Genomic DNA, 18,880 nt, shown 5'->3' with positions numbered 1-18,880 from the left:
AGTGAGCGCGCGCAGAAAACGCCGCGAATCCTTCGCCTGGAGTTATAGGCAGACTAAAAGCGAGGCAAGCATGGACAAACAGCACAAGGCCAGTATTGACGGGGATCAATGGGCGCAGTGCGTGCGGGATCATGGGTGGCTTTGGGATGCTGCGTCGGGCAAGGCTTCGGCGACATTGATCCTGGCCCATGGGGCGGGTGCGCCGATGGACAGTGACTGGATGACGGATATGGCTGGGCGCCTTGCTGGATTGGGCGTGAACGTGTTGCGGTTTGAGTTTCCTTATATGGCGCAGCGTCGGGTTGATGGCAGTAAACGCCCGCCGAATCCGGCGCCGAAACTGCTTGAGTGCTGGCGCGAAGTGTTCGCTGAAGTGCGACGTCATGTCGCTGGGGTTTTGGCGGTTGGCGGGAAGTCCATGGGGGGGCGGATGGCCAGTCTTTTGGCCGATGAGTTGGGGGCTGATGCGCTTGTCTGTCTTGGATATCCGTTTTATGCGGTTGGGAAACCTGAGAAACCTCGGGTTGAGCATTTGGCTGCTTTGCGGACTCGGACGTTGATTGTTCAGGGGGAGCGGGATGCTCTCGGAAATCGGGATGCTGTCGAGGCTTACGATCTATCGCCGAGTATTGAGGTGTTTTGGTTGGCCTCTGGGGATCATGATTTGAAGCCGCTGAAGGTTTCGGGGTTTACGCATTCGGACCATTTGGCTTCGGCGGTGGAGAAGGTCGCCGGGTTTCTTCGTTGAGGTTTGGTTGGGGGTGTATATCCGTTGCTGCGGTAACGGCGGCTTAGGGTTCCGCCCTTACGGCGGGTCACCTTTTCCAAACGCCGAAAAGGTAACCCAAAAGGCTTGCTCCTGCGTTCGGCCCGCTCGCTGGGGCTCGGGGTTCCTTCGCTGCGGGATCGATCCGGGGGGCAGCGCCTACGGTTTGCTTCGCTGCACCTCCTCTCGCTGTGTTTGGCTGCGCCAAACGGTCGCTGCGCTCCCACCCCCGGATCAATCCCTCCACTCAGCCTTCCGACGTCGCCCCGTGGATCAAGATCAAAAGCGGTACTTGAGCTAACGCTCATCGTGTTGAGTGGTGAGGAGCAAGAGCGGTGCGGGTTCTGCTCTTGCTCTTGTGTGGGAGCCAGCCTGCCAGCGATGGCGGTCTGCCAGCCGACCAATTTCTAACTGATGACACCCGATCCCACTGTGGGAGCATGCTTGCTCGCGAAAGCGGTCTGCCAGGCACCATGAGTTTCAGGCTGGCAATAAAAAGCCCGGACGCTTTCGCCGTCCGGGCTTTGAGCCAAAAAGATCGCAGCCTGCGGCAGCGCTTGCACGAAGTCATTCTTTCAATGGACGTTGAGGTGGGCTTGCCCGGAATTGCAGTGAGCCAGCTTCAGTCGGTCTCACCCGGGTCATGGTGAAAGTCCCCTTGGGCATCAGACGATAGCGATTACTTTTGAACAAGGCCTCGAATGATCCCGTCGCGATGTCTGTTTCAGGGTCATATTTGATGCTAAGGGTCGCCGAGTCGGCGTCTACCGTAGCCATTCCGATGAACCCCGGTGGCGCAGGGATCCAATGGCTGTGTACACATGTCAGCCCTTTTTTGAGGTCATAAACACCTGTGAGAGTCTCATCAGATCGGTAGGGCAGAGTCATCGAGAAAGCAAAATAGTTTTCATCGTCGAAATTCCCTGTTCCACCACTTATGGCCCAATACAACTTGCCCAAAAACTCGTCTTGATAGAAGTAGCTGAATTCCGCTGTTTTCCGTTTGCCGCCCAATCTCCATTCAAATTGTTCAGCGCGCACCAGTGGCATTTTCGGAAGAAAAATAGTGTGAGTGGTCATTGTTAAACCTGCCTTTTCGAGTAAGGGGAGGTGTTACAACCGACTGCAATTACGGTTTCTCTTGATACCCGCTCGAACAGCTGGGCGTCTACTGTCAGATCTGACAGGTAGCACAGCAATAAAAAACCCGGAAGCTTTCGCTGTCCGGGTTTTCAGATGAAGCGGCGATCTTGCTTTTAGCGGTTAAACCGCTCCACCAACGAATACTGCGTGTTGGCAGTCTTGGTCAGCTCTTCACTCAACAACGCCGAGTTATGCGCCTGTTCCGAGGTCTGGTCCGCCAGTTCCGAAATGTTACTGATGTTGCGGCTGATTTCTTCGGCCACGGCACTTTGCTCTTCGGTCGCGGCGGCGATCTGGGTGGTCATGTCGGTGATGTTGGCCACTGCTTCGCTGATGCCGACCAGGGCCTGATCCGCTTCCAGTACCCGCGCCACACCTTCTTCCGCCTGGCGATGCCCGGCCTCCATGGTTTGTACGGCGCTGGATGCAGTTTGTTGCAGCTTGGCGATCAGGGCGTGGATCTGGCCGGTGGATTCGCTGGTGCGTTGTGCCAGTTGGCGGACTTCGTCGGCGACCACGGCAAAACCACGGCCCATCTCGCCGGCACGTGCGGCTTCAATCGCAGCGTTGAGCGCGAGCAGGTTGGTCTGGTCGGCGATGCCTTTGATCACGTCGACCACGCCGCCGATTTCGTCGCTGTCTTTAGCCAGCTGGGTGACGGTCAGGCCGGTTTCGCCGACCACAACGGACAAGCGCTGGATGGCTTCGCGGGTTTCCCCGGCGATGTCGCGACCGCGACCGGTCAGGCGGTTGGCTTCTTGTGTCGCGTCAGCAGTGCGCTGTACGTGGCTGGCCACTTCCTGGGTGGTGGCGGCCATCTGGTTGACGGCGGTGGCGACCTGTTCGGTTTCCACGCGCTGACGTTCCAGACCGCTGGAGCTGTTGTGCGCCAAGGCGTCGGACTGTTTGGCCTGATCGGTCAGGTGCTCGGCGGTGTCCTGCAGACGGGTCAGGCAGGTTTTCAGGCGCGCTTCCTGGCTGAGGATCGACATTTCCAGACGCGCCTGGGCGCCACGGCTGTCGGTGTACATCTGCGCGATCAGCGGGTCGGAGGTGGTCTGTTCGGCCAGGCGCAGCAGGCGCTTGAGTCCGCGTTGCTGCCATTGCAGGCCCATCAGGCCCAGTGGTACCGACAAACCGGCCGCGAGGGCAAAGCCCCAGTGCGAGTTCAGCGTCGCACCGATCACGAAGCTCAGCTGGCTGACCAGAATGAACGGCAACCAGTCCTGCAGCACCGGCAGCCATTTGTCGCTGGAAGGGATCGCCGACTTGCCCTGGTTGATGCGTTGGTAGAGCGCTTCAGCACGGCGGATCTGTTCGGCGGTGGGTTTGATCCGCACCGACTCGTAACCGACCACCTGATTGCCGTCGAACACCGGTGTCACGTAGGCGTTCACCCAGTAGTGGTCACCGGATTTGCAGCGGTTCTTGACAATGCCCATCCATGGCAAGCCTTGTTTCAGTGTGCCCCACATGTGCGAAAACACCGCCGCCGGCACGTCAGGATGACGGACCAGGTTGTGCGGCGCACGGATCAGTTCTTCACGCGAAAACCCGCTGATTTCGACGAAAGCGTCGTTGCAGTAGGTGATCACGCCCTTGGCGTCGGTTGTGGAAATCAACCGCTGCTGAGCCGGGAAAGTCCGTTCGCGTTGTGTAATGGGCTGGTTGTTACGCATGGTTTTTCAATCCGCAAGGCTTTGAAAGGTTGTCGGCGCTGTCAGGAAATTATTGAAGTTTTTTTTCAGATATCAGCACGGCGTCGCAAAACCGCGCTTGCTTCAACCGGCGAGCATCGGATAGGTGAACAGCGAAAAATGCAGCAGGTTCAGCCCGAAGTGCGTGGCGATCGCCGCCGCAAGCCCACCAAAGCGGTAGGCCAGACCATAGCCGACACCCGCCAGACCCGCCAGCAGCACCCAGTGCCAGCCGGCACCCACATGCGCCAGGGCAAAGAACAGCGACGCCAGCAGCAGAGCGAGGTTGTCGCCATGGGGCAGGTGCTTGAACAGTCGACTCAAACCGCCCTGTATATAGCCACGAAACAGTGCTTCCTCGACCAGCGTCACCAACAGCAGATTGTTCAGCAGCCACACCCACGCCTGATCAGGCCACTTCGGCGCCCAGGCAATCATCCCGAATAACAGTGCGCCACCCAGGGCCAGGGTTGCGCTCAACATCAGGCCGAGGACGCTGGCGTATACCGTCAGACGCAGCGAGCGGGCGGCGACGATCCACGGACAGGCCAAAAGCAGCCAGAAGCCGATCAGCGGTTTGTCCAGATTCAGGTACATCGCGAACGGCACGGCGTCATCGGTGAAACGCATCTTCGCGATGGCCCGGCCATTATCGAACCCCGGCAACCAGTGCAGCGCCAGCGACAGGGCGAGGAAAACAAACACAGCGTGGCCGAGCAACCGCGCCACCGGCACCAGCTGTTGGCGCACGGCGAAACCGGCCACCAGCAACAGTCCGAAGGAGATCAGCGCCAGCCAGCCGAGTTGGCCGAAACTCAACGCCAATCCGTAACCGAGGCTGAGAAGTGCCAGATAGGGCCATGGCAACGCCTTCATCGAAAGTCCTTGTGCAGAATTTTGTGGAAGGGCTTTCTACACGGGTGAGGGCGTGGGGACAAGTAAAGCTGTGGCGGGAAACTATGACACGCCGCAATCCTCCCTGTAGGAGCTGCCGCAGGCTGCGATCTTTTGATCTTGAAAAGCCAAAGTCAAAAGATCGCAGCCTGCGGCAGCTCCTACAGGGTTTTGTGTGTGGCTGAGGATCAGCGCAGGTTGAGTTTCGCGGCGGCGCGTTCGGTGATCTCCGAGCGCAATTTCAGCGACGGCGCAGCACGCAGGCGGGCCTCGTCGACAATCGCGCTCGGCGCGCTATCCGGACTGCCCGAATTGAACGGCGGCGCCGGCGCATATTCCAGTTGCAACTGAATCAACTGCGCCGCCTCGGCCCCCACCAGTTCAGCCGCCAGCACCAACGCAAAGTCGATGCCTGCGGTAATCCCGCCACCGGTAAACAGATTGCCGTCGCGCACCACCCGGTCCTGCACCGCAATCGCGCCGAGTTTCGGCAGCAGTTCGTGATAGGCCCAGTGGGTGGTTGCGCGTTTGCCTTGCAGCAGACCCGCCGCGCCCAGCACCAGCGAACCGGTGCACACCGACGTTACATACCTGGCCTGCGCCGCCTGACGCTTGATGAACCCCAGCGTCTGCTCATCTTCCATCAACGGCCCGACCCCGGCGCCGCCGGGAATGCAGATCACATCCAGATCCGGGCAGTCCTCGAAGGTGGTGGTCGGTTTCAACAGCAGGCCGGTGCTCGCAGTGATCGGCACCAGATCTTTCCAGATCAGATGCACCTGCACGTCCGGCAGTGAGGCCAGTACGTCATAGGGACCGGTCAGGTCGAGTTGCTGCACCTGCGGAAACAACAGAAAACCGATCTGCAACGTCATGGGGTTTTTCTCCATTTGAGGGGTGGACGGCTTCACTGTAGGCGCGTAGGTTCTGGCGTATACGCCAATAACCCCACGAATTACGCCATATGCCCAAAGCCATTCACGTACTCGCGTTCGCCAACATGCAGATCCTCGACGTCACCGGCCCTCTGCAAGTATTCGCCTCGGCCAACGACATCGCCCGCCAACGCGGCTTGCCGGTGCCGTATGCGCCGTCGGTGATTGCTCGCGAGGGCGGGGCGGTGGTGTCCTCGGCGGGGCTGGCGGTGCTCGCCGAACCGTTGCCGCAAGACGCCAGCGACACGCTGATTATCGCGGGTGGTTGGGGGATCTATCCGGCATCCGAAGATGAGTCGCTGGTGGATTGGGTACGCGAGCACGCAGCGAAATGTCGACGCGTGGCCTCGGTGTGTACGGGGGCATTTCTACTGGCGGCCAGCGGCTGGCTCGACGGACGTCGCGTGGTCACCCACTGGACCCGTTGCGAACAACTGGCCCAGCAGCACCCGAAGCTGCAGGTCGAAGCCAACCCGATCTTCATCAACGACGGCCCGGTCTGGACCTCGGCCGGCGTTACCGCCGGCATCGATCTGGCGTTGGCGATGGTCGAGGAAGATCTGGGCCGCGACATCGCCCTCGACGTCGCCCGACATTTAGTGGTGTTCCTCAAACGCCCGGGCGGGCAATCGCAATTCAGCGTGACCCTGGCCCTGCAGAATCAGGGCAATCGCTTTGATGAGCTGCACGCCTGGATCGCCGAAAACCTCACCTGCGACCTCGGCGTCCCGACCCTGGCCGAACAGGCCGGCATGAGCGAACGCAGCTTCGTCCGCCACTACCGCGCCGACACCGGCCAGACCCCGGCCCGCGCCATCGAACTGATCCGCGTCGAAACCGCGCGCCGTCTGCTCAGCGACACCGGGCTGCCGGTGAAACGGATTGCGGCCAACTGCGGGTTTGGCAGTGAAGAAACGTTGCGCCGCAGTTTTCTGCGCGCGATCGGGGTGACGCCGCAGGCGTACCGGGAGCGGTTTTCGGTCAGTGCTGGCGAAGCAGATTCAGCGATGCCCTTGGGGGCAATTACCCGAACAGAACCTTCTGCCAATGATCTTCGCTGATGATCGCAATCGGCACGCCGCTGTCTCTCAGTTCAACGGCCTTCTTGATCTTGGTGCCGTAAGAGCTGTGAAGCCACTGATCATTGCCAATGCTGCCCACTACCAAATAGTGAATCTTTTTGCTGACGGAACCACCAATAAGGCCGCCGCGTTCGAGGATCTGCGACTCACATTCTTTACGTGGCCCATAGGCCATGACGCCTGTAAACAGGAAGACCCGATCAACCAGGCATAACTGTGGGGCAGGGTTGTCGAGAGGAAGGCTGGTCGGAGCGGCAAACTTTGTTGTTTGTGTTGGTGCGGTTGGCAGACCGGTGAACTGATGCAGCATTTCCAGCAGCTCCGCAGACTCGTCGGCGTCCAGAACTCCGTCGCTGAGCATGTCGGCAAGACGTCTGTAAAGGATGTTCACAACCGGATCGTCCAGGTGCACCAAATGGGTTTCAATCCAGGTTCTGAGAAACTCGGCTTCTTGCTGGTTGATCGTGCAGTCTGCGGCAAGCCCGGCGGCGATGCCGATGAGAGCATCCACCGAGCGCCGCTCGATTCTTGCCTGGTGAAAGAACACGCTGCTCTTAAATTCCTGATGCAAATCGACCATCGTTGCTTCTCCTTAAGCCTCGGCTTCCGCCACCTGATTGAAATACTTCGTCCGATCCGGGGTAAACGTCACCCGCATCTTCGTCCGCGAACAGGTCATCGAGCGTTCTTCACTCAGATCAATATCCAGGTCTTCGCCACGCAATCCTTGCCACTGCGCCAGGTATTTCAGCGAACCGTATTTCTCGTTTTTCTTCAGGCTGCGGCTGACGCCCCCTTTCCAGCCGAGGACCGGCAGTTCACCGGCGAGGCATTGTTGCGCGAGGTCGGGGAAGCGGCTGGCGCGCTGGCGGCCGATTTCCCAGCATTTGATCAGGCCTTTGTCGGCGGCTTCCCACAGTTGGGTGCGGGTCAGGCCGGTGCGCAGGGGCGTGGCGATGGGACGGTGGACGTGCTGGGTCATTCTGGTTCCTTGAATTCGGGTTTTATTGGACAGCTCCGCTGTGCCCGTTGCGGTGGATGGTAGGGGTGGATGTAACAGCTGGCAACAGGGTATTTCAGGGTGTAAGTGCAGGTTGCGGGGGAGGGATTTGCCTGGGTTTTGTTTAGAAGAAGCAGGAACAAACCACCCAAACTGTGGCGAGGGGATTTATCCCCGATCGACTGCGCAGCAGTCGCAAAGCCATGCAATGCGGCACTGTTGAACAAATAAGCAGGCAAAGAGCGGGGCCGCTGCGCAGCCCATCGGGGATAAATCCCCTCACCCCAGGAGATCTGATTCTGTTTATTTCTGTGTAGGGGTTAGCCCAGCGAAGCGTGCTGATGCGGCATATTTCCTACAGATACTGGCGAAATTACGGCTGCCACTCACCCTTCTCCCCACTCAAACGCCGATCGAGAAAACTCGCCGCACTGATCAATGCCAGATGCGTCAGCGCCTGCGGGGTGTTGCCCAGGTGCCGGCCATGGCTGTCGAACTCTTCGGCGTATAACCCTAGCGGGTTCGCATAACGCAGCAATTGCTCGAATTCCAGATGGGCCTTTTCCACCTGACCGGCCCGGGCCAGGCATTCGACGTACCAGAACGAGCAGGCGGCAAAGGCGCCTTCGGTGCCGGTCAAACCGTCAATGTTGGCGTCATCGTTGCGATAGCGATAAACCATGCCGTCGCGCACCAGCGTCTTTTCGATCGCTTCAAGGGTCGACAGCCAGCGCGGGTCCTTGGCGCTGACGAAGCGCACCAGCGGCATCAGCAGCATCGAACCATCGAGCGCGGTGCCGCCCTTGTACTGGACGAAATGCCCGCGCTCCTCATTCCAGAAGTTGTCCCAGATGTCGGCGTAGATCGCCTGCCGGGTCTGATCCCACTGGACGAACGGCGCCGGCAGCGAGCGTTTCGAAGCGAGTCGTATCGCCCGGTCCAGGGCCACCCAGCACATCAGTCGCGAGTGCAAGAAGTGATGCTGCTCACCGCGCATTTCCCAAATGCCTACATCCGTGGTCTGCCAGGTCTCACACACCTGATCGACCACTTCGCGCACATGGTTCCAGCCTTGGTGGGAAATCGCGTCGCCGTACTTGTTGACCAGATAAACCGCGTCCATCAACTCGCCAAAGATGTCGAGTTGAATCTGGTCATACGCGCCATTGCCGATGCGCACCGGTTGCGCGCCGCCATGGCCGCAGAGATGCGAGAGTTCGGTTTCCGGCAGTTGCTGACGACCGTCGATGGCATAGAGGATGTTGAGTTTGGTTGAATGCCCTTGGCAATCGCTGACCCGCCCGCGCAGCCAGCCCATGTAGGCGTTGGCCTCGTCGACAAAGCCCAGGCGCATGAACGCGTAGACGGTGAAGGAGGCGTCGCGGATCCAGGTGTAGCGATAATCCCAGTTGCGCTCGCCGCCGGGGGTTTCCGGCAGGCCAAAGGTGGCGGCGGCGAGGATCGCGCCGTGCTTGCGCGAGGTCAGCAACTTCAGCGCCAGTGCCGAACGATTGACCATCTCCCGCCAACGCCCGCGGTAGTTGGACTGGCCGATCCAGTCACGCCAGAACTTCAACGTGCGCTCCAGGCACATTTTCGCGCCGTCATCCTTGAAACGCGGATCGTCGGCGCCACCGAGAACAAATTCGGCGTGCTGATCCTGTTTCAAACTGAAGGAGGCAACGGCCGACTCGCCATCGATGTGCAACGCCTGATCCGCCACCAGCCGCAGTGAGGGCTGACCCTCGGCGCTGAAAATCACCGATTGTTGATCCATCTGCGCGCGGGTGTTGGCACGCGCGTAGTCATGGCGCACCGCGCAGCGCATGTGAAAGGTCGCTTCACCGCTGACCACCCGCACCCGGCGCATCAGCAGCGGCAGGTCATCGACACTGTCGCCGATCGGCAGCAAGTCAGTGATTTCCACCACGGCCTGTTCGCTGAGCCAGCGCGTCTGCAGCACGTTGGTGTCCGGCAGATAGATTTGCTCGCGCCGGGCATCGGGCAAGTCCGGGGCGAGCTGGAAAATCCCTGCCTCGGGCGTGTCGAGCAGCGAACAGAAGATCGACGGGCTGTCGAATTCCGGCCAGCAGAAAAAATCCACGCTGCCCCTGTCGTTGACCAGCGCGGCACTGCGCAGGTCGCCGATGATGCCGTGGGCGTCGATCGGGCTTTGTCGTTCAGGATGATGCTCAGCCATTGCCGCGAAACTCCGGATAAAGACTCATGCCGCCGTCGATGAACAGGGTGGTGCCGACGATGTAATCGGCGGCGTCGGAAGCGAGAAACACCACCGCGTTGGCGATGTCCTCGACATCGCCGATGCGCCCGTACGGAATCAGCTCCAGCAGTTTTTCACCGGCAGCGCCTTCGGTGGCGTCCTGGTTGATCGCCGTGCGAATCGCTCCCGGCGCGATGCCGTTGATGCGAATGCGCTGCGGGCTGACTTCCTGGGCGAGGGTTTGCATCAACTGATCGACGCCGCCCTTGGACGCCGCATAGTTGACGTGCCCGGCCCACGGGATGCGCTGATGCACCGAACTCATGTGAATGATCTTGCCGGCGGCGCGGGACACGCCTTCACGCACGCCCTGACGGTTGAAAATCCGCAACGCGGCGCGAGCGCAGAGGAACTGGCCGGTGAGGTTGACGCCGATCACCGTGTTCCAGTCTTCCAGGGTCATGTCCACCGCCGCGGCGTCCTTTTGCAGGCCGGAATTGGCCACCAGAATGTCCAACGCACCAAAGGCCTCGAGGGTCTCGGCGAACAGCCGTTCGACTTCATCTTCCTTGGAAATATCGGCGCCGATGGCCAGTGCCTGACCGCCGTCGGCGATGATTTGCTGCGCCAGCGCTTGAGCAGGTTCGGCCTGACGGTGGTAATTAATGACGACGGCGGCGCCGGCAGCGGCCAGCGCTTTGGCGGCGGCATGGCCGATGCCGGAACTGGCGCCGGTGACCAGTGCCACTTGGCGGGCGAGGGAAATCTGCATGCTCGAAATGCCTGGGTTAAGGGCTCAGTCAGCTGACCCATGGCGAGCTGCGAGAGTTCATCCGCATGCATGAAAAGATCGACACGTTCAGACGTGATAGCGGCCACTGTGCCGGTGCCATTCAAGACTGCCGGAGACCCAGCTTTTTATGCCGGTCAGAAAACGCTGCAGCAGCGGCGATGCATCCGGCAGCACGGCTTGTTCCGCCGCTTCATACAGGTGCACGATTTCGTCATGAACGTGCGCGCACTTGATCATCGCTTGTCGGGGCGTGCAATTGTGTTCGCGAGCCAGTAACAGCGGCAGATTGAAATCGCCGATTGCGGCCTGATTTTCCTTGTGTGCGGAATACAGATCGTTGGCGACGATCGTGGCGCTGGCGGCCAGCGTGGTCACGCGCCGCACGGCAGGGGCGCTGTAGATGTGTGCTGGCAGTTCGTATCCGCCGATCACGTCGATCAATGACATGCAGGGTAAAAAGCTGTTGGTCTGGCGTTGAGCGAGATATTCCCAGATGGGTGGGGTCAATCCTTCCAGACGCCAGGCCGCTTCGGCAGTCATGGTGACAAACATGGCGATGATTTCGTGGCGTACCCTGGCCACTTGTACGGAAGATGCGAATGCCTGAACGCGGTCCATATAGGCGCGAAGCGCAACCAGTACCGGGTCACTGTTCAGTGCCTGATCAAGACCGCAACGAAAGCGAAAGGGCAGGTGCGCCGGCTCCAGTGCGGCCAGCGCCAGCGAAAGTCGGGGCCCTACCAGACGCGGTTCGGAGCCGGTTCGCTCGTCATCGCAGTAGTAATCATCCACGGCAAACAGGGCGGCGATGCACTGTGCCGAAAGCAGCAGGCGATCGGGATCGTGAGTGTCGGTATGGCAAAGCATGGCGAAGCGACCGAACCCCATGGCGCGGACCTTTTCGAGTTGTCCCGCAAATATGCCGACCTCCTTGATCCATGGCATAAGGCGATCTTCGACAGCTTCGGCCAGTGCCGTATCAATCCGAAACGGCGCCGGACAATACAACGGCGGGACGGCCCAGTGTGATCTTGCGTTTTTCCCAAAAGCATCAGGCATTGATCGTGCCGCTGACGCATCGCGGGCGGCCTCGAACCATTGCCTTACACCCCCAGTCCCGAACTGCTCGAACACCCGGCGAAACCAGATTGTGAACTGCTCGGGTGCCTGTTCGATCCGTTCGGTGATCTCCTCCAGCGACAGCCACTCCCAACTTTCGACTTCCTCGGGGTTGGCTACCGGATCGAGCTGGCTGAGGCCGGCAAACACGTGGTCAAATTCATGCTCGATCAGTTGATTGGAAACTTGCTCGTAATAGAGCATCGAGGCGACTTTCTGCAGTTTGCACGTCGTGCCCATTTCCTCCTGCAGTCGACGCAGGGCTGCGGCGGCCGTGCGTTCGCCAGGGCGAGGATGCCCGCAGCAGGTGTTGGTCCATAATCCGCCAGAATGATATTTGCCCAACGCGCGTTGCTGCATCAGCATCCGACCTTGTGAGTCAAAGAGCAGAATCGAAAATGCGCGATGGCGCAGTCCCTGGTGATGGACTTCCATCTTTGAGGCTACACCGGTCTGGCGATCCTTGGGCGATACCAGAATAAGCTGTTCTTCCATGACAAGGCTCCTTGGCGCGTGCGCTATGGGATAGTGCTCAAGAGCAGTTGCCCGTTCATTCGGGAGCGGTACGCCATTGAGTCAAAGCCTCATGAGAACTGCAATCGCATGAAAAAGCACCTGTAAAACCTGACAGGTGTGCGCGATTTTCGACTATTGGTTATGTGATTCCTGACGTCGGCGGCAATGCCATTGGTCTTGGGAAGAGATCCTCGGAGAGTGCCTGGAATCGCAAGGTGTTGAGTTTCGCGCCTTCACATTCCACCAACAATTCCCCGCTTCCACGCTCATCAACCTTTATGGCAACTTGGCGGCCCTTGATGAGGCTGCAACCCATGGCAAATCCCTACCGCGAATTATTCACCGCTCCCGGCGCCCGGGCTTTTGTTCTGGCCGGAATGATCGCGCGCATGCCGATTTCCATGACCGGCATCGGCGTGATCACCATGCTTTCGCAGCTCAAGGGCGGGTACGCGCTGGCCGGTGCGGTGGCGGCAACGTTTGCTCTGGCCACGGCGTTTTGCGCGCCGCAGGTGTCGCGGCTGGTGGATCGTTACGGCCAGGGCAACGTGCTGCCGCTGTCGGCGTTGATCGGTGGTGGGGCGCTGCTGATGTTGCTGCTGTGCACGCGTTTGCAGGCGCCGACCTGGACGCTGTTCATCTTCGCCGCGCTGGCCGGCTGCATGCCGAGCATGTCGGCGATGGTGCGCGCGCGCTGGACCGAGATCTATCGCGGCCAGCCGCAATTGCAGACCGCCTATGCGCTGGAGTCGGTGCTCGATGAAGTCTGTTTCATCGTCGGCCCGCCGCTGTCGGTGGGTTTATGCGTGGTGGCGTTTCCCGAGGCCGGGCCGTTGGCCGCGCTGTTGGCGCTGGCGATCGGGGTGACGGCGTTTGTCGCCCAGCGCAGCACCGAACCGGCGGTGCACCCGCAGGAGTCGCAGCATCAGGGTTCGATCATTCGCTCGACCGACGTGCAATGGCTGCTGGCGTTGATGCTCGCCATGGGCGTCATCGTCGGTGTGGTCGATGTGGTCAGCGTCGCCTTCGCCCAGCAGCAGGGTCAGCCCGCGGCGGCGAGCATCGTGTTGTCGGTGTACGCCATCGGTTCGTGTCTCGCCGGGATCGCGTTTGGCGCGATGCGTTCGAAACTGCCGTTGCCGCGTCTGTTCCTGTATGGCGGCGTGGCGACGGCGGTGACCACGCTGCCGTTGTTGCTGGCGAGCAATATTGTCAGCTTGTCGCTGGCGGTGTTTGTCGCGGGATTGTTCTTTTCGCCGACGCTGATCGTGGCGATGGCGCTGATCGAGCGTATCGTGCCGCCGGCCAAACTGACTGAAGGCCTGACCTGGCTGGTGACGGGGTTGAGTATCGGCGTGGCGATTGGCGCCGCCGGCTCCGGCGCGCTGGTGGATGCGTTTGGCGCACGCAGCGGATTCTGGCTGGCGATTGCGGCGGGGGCGGTGGTGTTGGCGTCGGCGTTTCAGAGTTATCGGCACCTGAAATAACCCTGCATTGATGAGCTGTTGTGGTGAGGGGATTTATCCCCGATGGGCCGCGAAGCAGCCCCAAATCCAGCCAGCTCTTTCCTTCAGAAGAAGCGTGCCGGGTCAGTTTGCGACTGCTGCGCAGTCGATCGGGGATAAATCCCCTCACCACAGAGTTATCCACACCGACAGCGGATGGGTCACCAACCCCGTCCCGAATTCACCCAGAAATTCACCGACAGTGACGTCGACACTGATTCCACCTGATGGAACCAGCCCTCCGGCAAAAACAGCAGATCCCCGGCTTCCAGCGTCACGCGCAGGAACGTCACATCGCGTGCCGCAGGAAAGCGCTCGTAGTCCGGCGCGTCGGGGTTGAAGTCGCAACCGTCCAGGCCACCTTTTGGCGCGGTCGACCAGGTGCCCAGCGCCTCGCGGTGATGTGGGGCGGCGAGGGTGAACTGCTTCTGGCCCCAGACCTGCGCGAACAAATTATCGGTGTCGTCGCGGTGCAGCGGCGTCAGCGTGCCTTTGGGGCCGATCCAGATGCGTGGCGGGATGAACAGCGAGGCATCGAAGTAGGGCGGGTACTTGATCTGCTGCAGCAATTGCGCCGGCAGGATGTTGTTGCCCATGTAGGCCGGTGGTTCGCCGTCAGCCCTTTTGACTGCCGGTTGGTCGAGTGAGGCAATGAACTCGGCCATGGACGTCGAGCGGAAATCACGTTCGGTGGAAAAGGTCTTCTTCACGTAATCGCCGTGGCGGGTGATTCCCTGCAGTTCAGCGAAATGCACCAGTGATTCCTCGCGACTGAGCTTGAACAGCGGCCAGTCCTGCAAGGCATTGCTGATCACCACCGGGATGCCGTTGGGCAAGTATCTGCTTTTGAATTCGCTGACCGACAATTCATCGCGCGCATGGCGCTCGATGCGGGTCTGCACCGGCAGCCCGGCGGTGAGTTGTTCGCTGAAGCGTGGCGGGGTCGGGTAGCGCTTGTTCATGTCGACCTTTTGCGCCACGGCTCCACCGTGCATCGCATGCTCGATGATCTGCGGCAGCAGCGTCGCCAGGCCCATGTTGCCGCCGATTTTCAGGCGTCCGCTGGCGAACAGTTCTTCGACATTGACCCGGCCGCCCATGATCCCGAGAAAATCACTCTCGGCGACTTCAATGGTCACGTCGGGGCTGGGATGGCGTCCGGGCGCGGTGCGACTGCTGGCCTTGACCTCCGACCAGTAGGCCTGCTGCGGGCCAAACACGAATTGGAAAACGCCTTCGATGCCGACGGCACCGGCGTTGGCGAACAACTTGCCCAGTATGCTCTGCAGGTCCACGGTGAATCCTCGTTATTGGTTTTGGCCTGAACAGTTAACGAGCGCCTGTTGGCGCAATTTACCGGTGCGCGACTAATTTGCCGGGGGCGTAATCCGTTTATCTCTACAGACACATTTTTCGAGGAAAGCCGGGTGAACAAGCTGACCCTGCTGTGCCTGCCGTACTCCGGCGCCAGCGCCATGGTCTATAGCCGCTGGCGGCCAAAACTGCCGCAATGGCTGCAACTGCAACCGGTGGAACTGCCGGGGCGCGGTGCACGTTTCGACGAGCCGCTGCACACGGATATGCGGGCGCTGGCGATGCAACTGGCCAAGGAATTGCGGCCCAATCTCAAAGCGCCGTATGCGGTGTTCGGCCATAGCCTGGGCGCGCTGCTGGCCTGCGAAATCGCTCACGCGCTGCGCGCATTGGGCTGTCCGGAACCGGTGGCGCTGTTTGCCTCGGGCACGGCGGCGCCGACGATGCGCGCCGATTACGATCGCGGTTTTGCCGAGCCGAAAACCGACGCCGAACTGATCGATCAACTACGCACACTCAACGGCACCAGCGAAGAAGTGCTGGCCAATGCCGAACTGATGAGCCTGACGCTGCCGATCCTGCGCGCGGACTTTCTGCTTTGCGGCAAATTCGAGCCGTTGCAGCGGCCGCTACTCAACTGCCCGGTGCACGTGCTGGGCGGCAAGGCGGATCGCGCGACCACCGAACAACTGATCGGCTGGAGCAAGGAAACCCGCGGCAGCTTTTCGGTGGACATGCTCGCCGGCGGGCACTTTTTCATTCATGAGCATGAAGCCAAAGTGCTCAAGGTGATCAAGGATCAACTGGAAGGGCATCATCGTCGGCACAACCTGGCCATCACCGCCTGATCCGCTCCCTGTAGGAGCTGCGGCACGCTGCGATCTTTTGATCCTGATCTTTAAAATCAAAAGATCGCAGCGTGCCGCAGCTCCTACAGGATTGTGCGATACGACTGAAATTCCCTGCTCTGCCTCCCGCCTGACAGTTGTTCTCATTCGCTAATTTTTCCGGTCTGCATTCGTTTTATAGGGACGACGTGCCTTTGTGCTTCCTGCCTACTGATCCGGATGCTGAGAAATGAATGCTGAAGACTCCTTGAAACTTGCTCGCCGGTTTATCGGGTTGCCCCTGGAAAAGCGCCAGATGTTCCTCGCGGCCCTGCACAAGGAGGGCGTGGATTTCGCGCGGTTCCCGATACCCGCCGGCATAGAAGCCGAGGATCGTCAGGCGCTGTCCTACGCGCAGCGCCGCATGTGGTTCCTGTGGCAACTCGATCCGCAGAGCGGCGCCTACAACTTGCCCGGTGCGGTGCGGCTCAACGGGCGGCTGAGCCTGACAGCGCTGGAGCAAGCCTTCGCCAGCCTCGTGGAGCGTCACGAAACCCTGCGCACAGTGTTCCAGCGCCAGGCCGATGACAGCCTGCTGCAAGTGCCGGCCACCGCGCCGCTGCTGATTAACCGGGAAGACTTCAGCGCTCTGTCGGCCAGTGGGCGTGAACAGGCGGTGATCGATGCCGCCGAACAGCAGTCGCTGCTGCCATTCGATCTGGCGGTCGGCCCGTTGCTGCGCGTGACCTTGCTCAAGCTGGCCGAGCAGGAACACGTGCTGCTGCTGACCCTGCACCACATCGTGTCCGATGGCTGGTCGATGAACGTGTTGATCGACGAGTTCATCCGTTGCTACGACGCGTTCGACGCGGGTCAGGCGCCGCAATTGCCGCCACTGCCGATCCAGTACAGCGACTATGCGCTGTGGCAACGCCGCTGGCTGGAGGCCGGTGAGCAGGCGCGCCAACTCGACTATTGGCAGGCGCAACTGGGCGACGAACACCCGGTGCTGGAATTGCCGCTGGATCATTCGCGCCCGGCGATGCCGAGCTATCGCGGCACCCGTTACGAATTCGCGGTCGACGGCCAACTCGCCGAGCAGCTGCGCAGCACGGCGCAACAGCATCAAGTCACTTTATTCATGTTCCTGCTCGGCGCCTTCAATGCGCTGCTGCACCGTTACACCGGGCAGACCGACCTGCGTGTCGGTGTGCCGATTGCCAACCGCAATCGTGGCGAGATCGAAGGCCTGATCGGCTTCTTCGTCAACACTCAGGTGCTGCGCACGCAGCTGCACGGCCAGACCCGGGTCGATGAACTGTTGCGGGCAATCAAGGAAACCGCGCTGGGTGCCCAGGCGCATCAGGATCTGCCGTTCGAGCAACTGGTCGAAGCGCTGAAGCTGGAACGCAGCCTCAGCCACACGCCGCTGTTCCAGGTGATGTACAACCACCAGCCGCACGTGGCCGATATCGCCACCCTCCGCACCGCATCCGGCCTGCAACTCGACAGCCTCGACTGGCAGAGCCGCACCACCCAGTTCGACCTGACGCTGGACACCTGGGAGCAGGGCGGCAAGCTGCACGCCGCGCTGACCTACGCCAGCGACCTGTTCGCTGCACCGACCATCGAACGCATGGCGCGGCACTGGCTGCGCTTGTTGACGGCGATGGTCGCCGATCCATCGCAGCGCATCGGTGAATTGCCGCTGCTGGAAGCTGACGAGCAGCGCACGCTGGTGCATGACTGGAACAACGTCCACGCGCAGTACCCGAGCGACACGCCGATTCACCAGTTGATCGAAGCGCAGGTCGCGCGTACGCCGCAGGCACCGGCACTGCTGTTCGGCGAACAGACCCTGAGTTACGCCGAACTGGATGCCCGGGCCAATCGCCTGGCGCATCTGCTGCGCGAACAGGGCGTGCAAGCGGACAGTCTGGTTGGCATCTGCGCCCTGCGTTCGGTGGAAATGGTCGTCGCGCTGCTGGCGATTCTCAAGGCTGGCGGCGCTTACGTGCCGCTCGATCCGGAGTACCCGCAGGAGCGTCTGGCCTACATGATCGAGGACAGCGGCATCAGCTTGCTGTTGACGCAACAGGCGCTGCTGGCAACGCTGTCGACTGACGGCGTAAACGTCATCACTCTGGATCAGCCAGGACTGCTCGACCGCTACAGCGATAGCCGTCCCGACGTCAGTGTCGATCCGCTGAACCTGGCGTATGTGATTTACACCTCGGGTTCCACCGGCAAGCCGAAGGGCGCCGGCAACAGCCACGCGGCGCTGGTCAACCGTTTGTGCTGGATGCAGGAGGCCTATGCGCTGGACGCCAGTGATTCGGTGCTGCAGAAAACCCCGTTCAGTTTCGACGTGTCGGTGTGGGAGTTCTTCTGGCCGCTGCTGACCGGCGCGCGGCTGGTGGTGGCCGCGCCGGGTGCGCACCGTGATCCGCTGCAACTGATCGATAGCATCAACCGCCACGGCATCAGCACGTTGCACTTTGTGCCATCGATGTTGCAGGCGTTCATTCACGAGGCCGGCGTGGAGAGCTGCAGCGGACTCAAGCGGATTGTCTGCAGCGGTGAAGCGTTGCCGCTGGATGCGCAGCTGCAGGTTTTCGCCAAGCTGCCGAACGCCAGCCTCTACAACTTGTATGGCCCGACCGAAGCGGCCATCGACGTCACTCACTGGACCTGTGTCGATGAAGGCGCCGACAGTGTGCCGATCGGCCGGCCGATCGCCAACCTGCGCACCCATGTCCTCGATGCCGAATTGCTGCCGGTGCCGAGCGGTGTCGCCGGTGAACTGTATCTGGGCGGCGCCGGGCTGGCGCGCAGTTATCACCAGCGTCCGGCGCTGACGGCCGAACGTTTTGTGCCGTGCCCGTTCCATGACGGCGCGCGCCTGTACCGCACCGGTGACCGTGTGCGGCAGCGTGCCGACGGCGTGATCGAATACCTCGGGCGTCTCGACCATCAGGTTAAGTTGCGCGGATTGCGCATTGAGTTGGGTGAAATCGAGACCCGCCTGATGCAGCACTCGCTGGTGCGTGAGGCGGTGGTGCTGGTGC

General features: G+C 60.9%; 15 protein-coding genes (1 of these 15 only partly in view). 5 read left to right on the top strand and 10 right to left on the bottom strand.

What is annotated here, in order from left to right; genetic code table 11:
* The first annotated feature begins 70 nt into the window (after positions 1–70).
* On the top strand, positions 71–748 hold the full coding sequence (locus ACTJKS_RS11675) for an alpha/beta family hydrolase (RefSeq protein WP_108182182.1): 678 nt from the start codon (positions 71–73) through the stop codon (positions 746–748).
* Positions 749–1,333: 585 nt separating this feature from the next.
* Here the strand turns inward: ACTJKS_RS11675 and ACTJKS_RS11670 are convergent.
* From ACTJKS_RS11670 to inhA, 4 genes are all read right to left on the bottom strand, one after another.
* A complete protein-coding gene (locus ACTJKS_RS11670) occupies positions 1,334–1,846 on the bottom strand; it encodes a hypothetical protein (protein ID WP_108182183.1) in 513 nt (170 codons plus the stop codon).
* A gap of 176 nt (positions 1,847–2,022) precedes the next feature.
* Positions 2,023–3,588 (bottom strand): methyl-accepting chemotaxis protein, encoded by a 1,566-nt coding sequence (locus ACTJKS_RS11665; protein WP_003223402.1) that lies wholly within the window; start codon positions 3,586–3,588, stop codon positions 2,023–2,025.
* Positions 3,589–3,690: 102 nt separating this feature from the next.
* The gene (locus ACTJKS_RS11660; protein ID WP_108182184.1) at positions 3,691–4,482 is read right to left on the bottom strand and encodes a CPBP family glutamic-type intramembrane protease; all 792 of its coding nucleotides are present in this window, start codon (positions 4,480–4,482) and stop codon (positions 3,691–3,693) included.
* 206 nt (positions 4,483–4,688) lie between these two features.
* On the bottom strand, positions 4,689–5,375 hold the full coding sequence (gene inhA / locus ACTJKS_RS11655; protein WP_108182185.1) for an isonitrile hydratase: 687 nt from the start codon (positions 5,373–5,375) through the stop codon (positions 4,689–4,691).
* A gap of 89 nt (positions 5,376–5,464) precedes the next feature.
* On the opposite strand from inhA, the gene ACTJKS_RS11650 reads away from it, so the two are divergent.
* Positions 5,465–6,496, top strand: a complete 1,032-nt coding sequence (locus ACTJKS_RS11650) for a GlxA family transcriptional regulator (RefSeq protein WP_108182186.1) — start codon at positions 5,465–5,467, stop codon at positions 6,494–6,496.
* Here the strand turns inward: ACTJKS_RS11650 and ACTJKS_RS11645 are convergent.
* The 5 genes from ACTJKS_RS11645 to ACTJKS_RS11625 form a co-directional block, all read right to left on the bottom strand.
* Positions 6,459–7,097: a BRCT domain-containing protein gene (locus ACTJKS_RS11645; RefSeq protein ID WP_108182187.1), complete on the bottom strand. Its 639-nt coding sequence runs from the start codon at positions 7,095–7,097 to the stop codon at positions 6,459–6,461. The genes ACTJKS_RS11650 and ACTJKS_RS11645 overlap by 38 nt on opposite strands.
* Before the next feature lie 12 nt (positions 7,098–7,109).
* The gene (locus tag ACTJKS_RS11640; protein WP_108182188.1) at positions 7,110–7,499 is read right to left on the bottom strand and encodes a hypothetical protein; all 390 of its coding nucleotides are present in this window, start codon (positions 7,497–7,499) and stop codon (positions 7,110–7,112) included.
* 391 nt (positions 7,500–7,890) lie between these two features.
* Positions 7,891–9,717, bottom strand: coding sequence for a glycoside hydrolase family 15 protein (locus ACTJKS_RS11635; RefSeq protein WP_108182189.1), 1,827 nt, complete (start codon positions 9,715–9,717; stop codon positions 7,891–7,893).
* A complete protein-coding gene (locus tag ACTJKS_RS11630) occupies positions 9,710–10,510 on the bottom strand; it encodes a glucose 1-dehydrogenase (RefSeq protein WP_108182190.1) in 801 nt (266 codons plus the stop codon). Before ACTJKS_RS11630 ends, ACTJKS_RS11635 begins: the two co-directional genes overlap by 8 nt.
* Positions 10,511–10,597: 87 nt before the next feature.
* Positions 10,598–12,145, bottom strand: coding sequence for a family 2 encapsulin nanocompartment cargo protein terpene cyclase (locus ACTJKS_RS11625; RefSeq protein ID WP_262949064.1), 1,548 nt, complete (start codon positions 12,143–12,145; stop codon positions 10,598–10,600).
* Positions 12,146–12,480: 335 nt separating this feature from the next.
* On the opposite strand from ACTJKS_RS11625, the gene ACTJKS_RS11620 reads away from it, so the two are divergent.
* Positions 12,481–13,653 (top strand): MFS transporter, encoded by a 1,173-nt coding sequence (locus ACTJKS_RS11620; protein ID WP_086794924.1) that lies wholly within the window; start codon positions 12,481–12,483, stop codon positions 13,651–13,653.
* Between the two features lie 179 nt (positions 13,654–13,832).
* On the opposite strand, the gene ACTJKS_RS11615 is transcribed toward ACTJKS_RS11620, so the two are convergent.
* Positions 13,833–14,966, bottom strand: coding sequence for a cupin-like domain-containing protein (locus ACTJKS_RS11615; RefSeq protein WP_108182192.1), 1,134 nt, complete (start codon positions 14,964–14,966; stop codon positions 13,833–13,835).
* A 132-nt stretch (positions 14,967–15,098) separates the two neighbouring features.
* Here ACTJKS_RS11615 and ACTJKS_RS11610 point away from each other — a divergent pair, with 132 nt between their 5' ends.
* Both ACTJKS_RS11610 and ACTJKS_RS11605 read left to right on the top strand, forming a co-directional pair.
* Positions 15,099–15,833 (top strand): thioesterase II family protein, encoded by a 735-nt coding sequence (locus tag ACTJKS_RS11610; RefSeq protein ID WP_142579799.1) that lies wholly within the window; start codon positions 15,099–15,101, stop codon positions 15,831–15,833.
* Between the two features lie 229 nt (positions 15,834–16,062).
* Positions 16,063–18,880, top strand: the start of a protein-coding gene (locus tag ACTJKS_RS11605; protein ID WP_108182194.1) for a non-ribosomal peptide synthetase. 9,503 nt of this gene lie beyond the right edge of the window; 2,818 of the gene's 12,321 nt are visible here — the first part of the coding sequence; the start codon lies at positions 16,063–16,065; the stop codon falls past the right edge of the window.

The sequence above is a fragment of the Pseudomonas sp. 22189 genome, from assembly GCF_052045635.1.
Classification (GTDB): Bacteria; Pseudomonadota; Gammaproteobacteria; order Pseudomonadales; family Pseudomonadaceae; genus Aquipseudomonas; species Aquipseudomonas parakoreensis.
The sequence above is the reverse complement of the archived record's forward strand: the minus strand, read 5'-3'. Positions and strand labels throughout refer to the sequence as shown.

Coding starts and splice junctions, on each gene's coding strand:
- ACTJKS_RS11670 (WP_108182183.1), bottom strand. CDS start 1,846: ATGACCACTCACACTATTTTTCTTCCGAAAATGCCACTGGTGCGCGCT.
- inhA (WP_108182185.1), bottom strand. CDS start 5,375: ATGACGTTGCAGATCGGTTTTCTGTTGTTTCCGCAGGTGCAGCAACTC.
- ACTJKS_RS11635 (WP_108182189.1), bottom strand. CDS start 9,717: ATGGCTGAGCATCATCCTGAACGACAAAGCCCGATCGACGCCCACGGC.
- ACTJKS_RS11650 (WP_108182186.1), top strand. CDS start 5,465: ATGCCCAAAGCCATTCACGTACTCGCGTTCGCCAACATGCAGATCCTC.
- ACTJKS_RS11625 (WP_262949064.1), bottom strand. CDS start 12,145: ATGGAAGAACAGCTTATTCTGGTATCGCCCAAGGATCGCCAGACCGGT.
- ACTJKS_RS11675 (WP_108182182.1), top strand. CDS start 71: ATGGACAAACAGCACAAGGCCAGTATTGACGGGGATCAATGGGCGCAG.
- ACTJKS_RS11660 (WP_108182184.1), bottom strand. CDS start 4,482: ATGAAGGCGTTGCCATGGCCCTATCTGGCACTTCTCAGCCTCGGTTAC.
- ACTJKS_RS11665 (WP_003223402.1), bottom strand. CDS start 3,588: ATGCGTAACAACCAGCCCATTACACAACGCGAACGGACTTTCCCGGCT.
- ACTJKS_RS11645 (WP_108182187.1), bottom strand. CDS start 7,097: ATGGTCGATTTGCATCAGGAATTTAAGAGCAGCGTGTTCTTTCACCAG.
- ACTJKS_RS11630 (WP_108182190.1), bottom strand. CDS start 10,510: ATGCAGATTTCCCTCGCCCGCCAAGTGGCACTGGTCACCGGCGCCAGT.
- ACTJKS_RS11620 (WP_086794924.1), top strand. CDS start 12,481: ATGGCAAATCCCTACCGCGAATTATTCACCGCTCCCGGCGCCCGGGCT.
- ACTJKS_RS11640 (WP_108182188.1), bottom strand. CDS start 7,499: ATGACCCAGCACGTCCACCGTCCCATCGCCACGCCCCTGCGCACCGGC.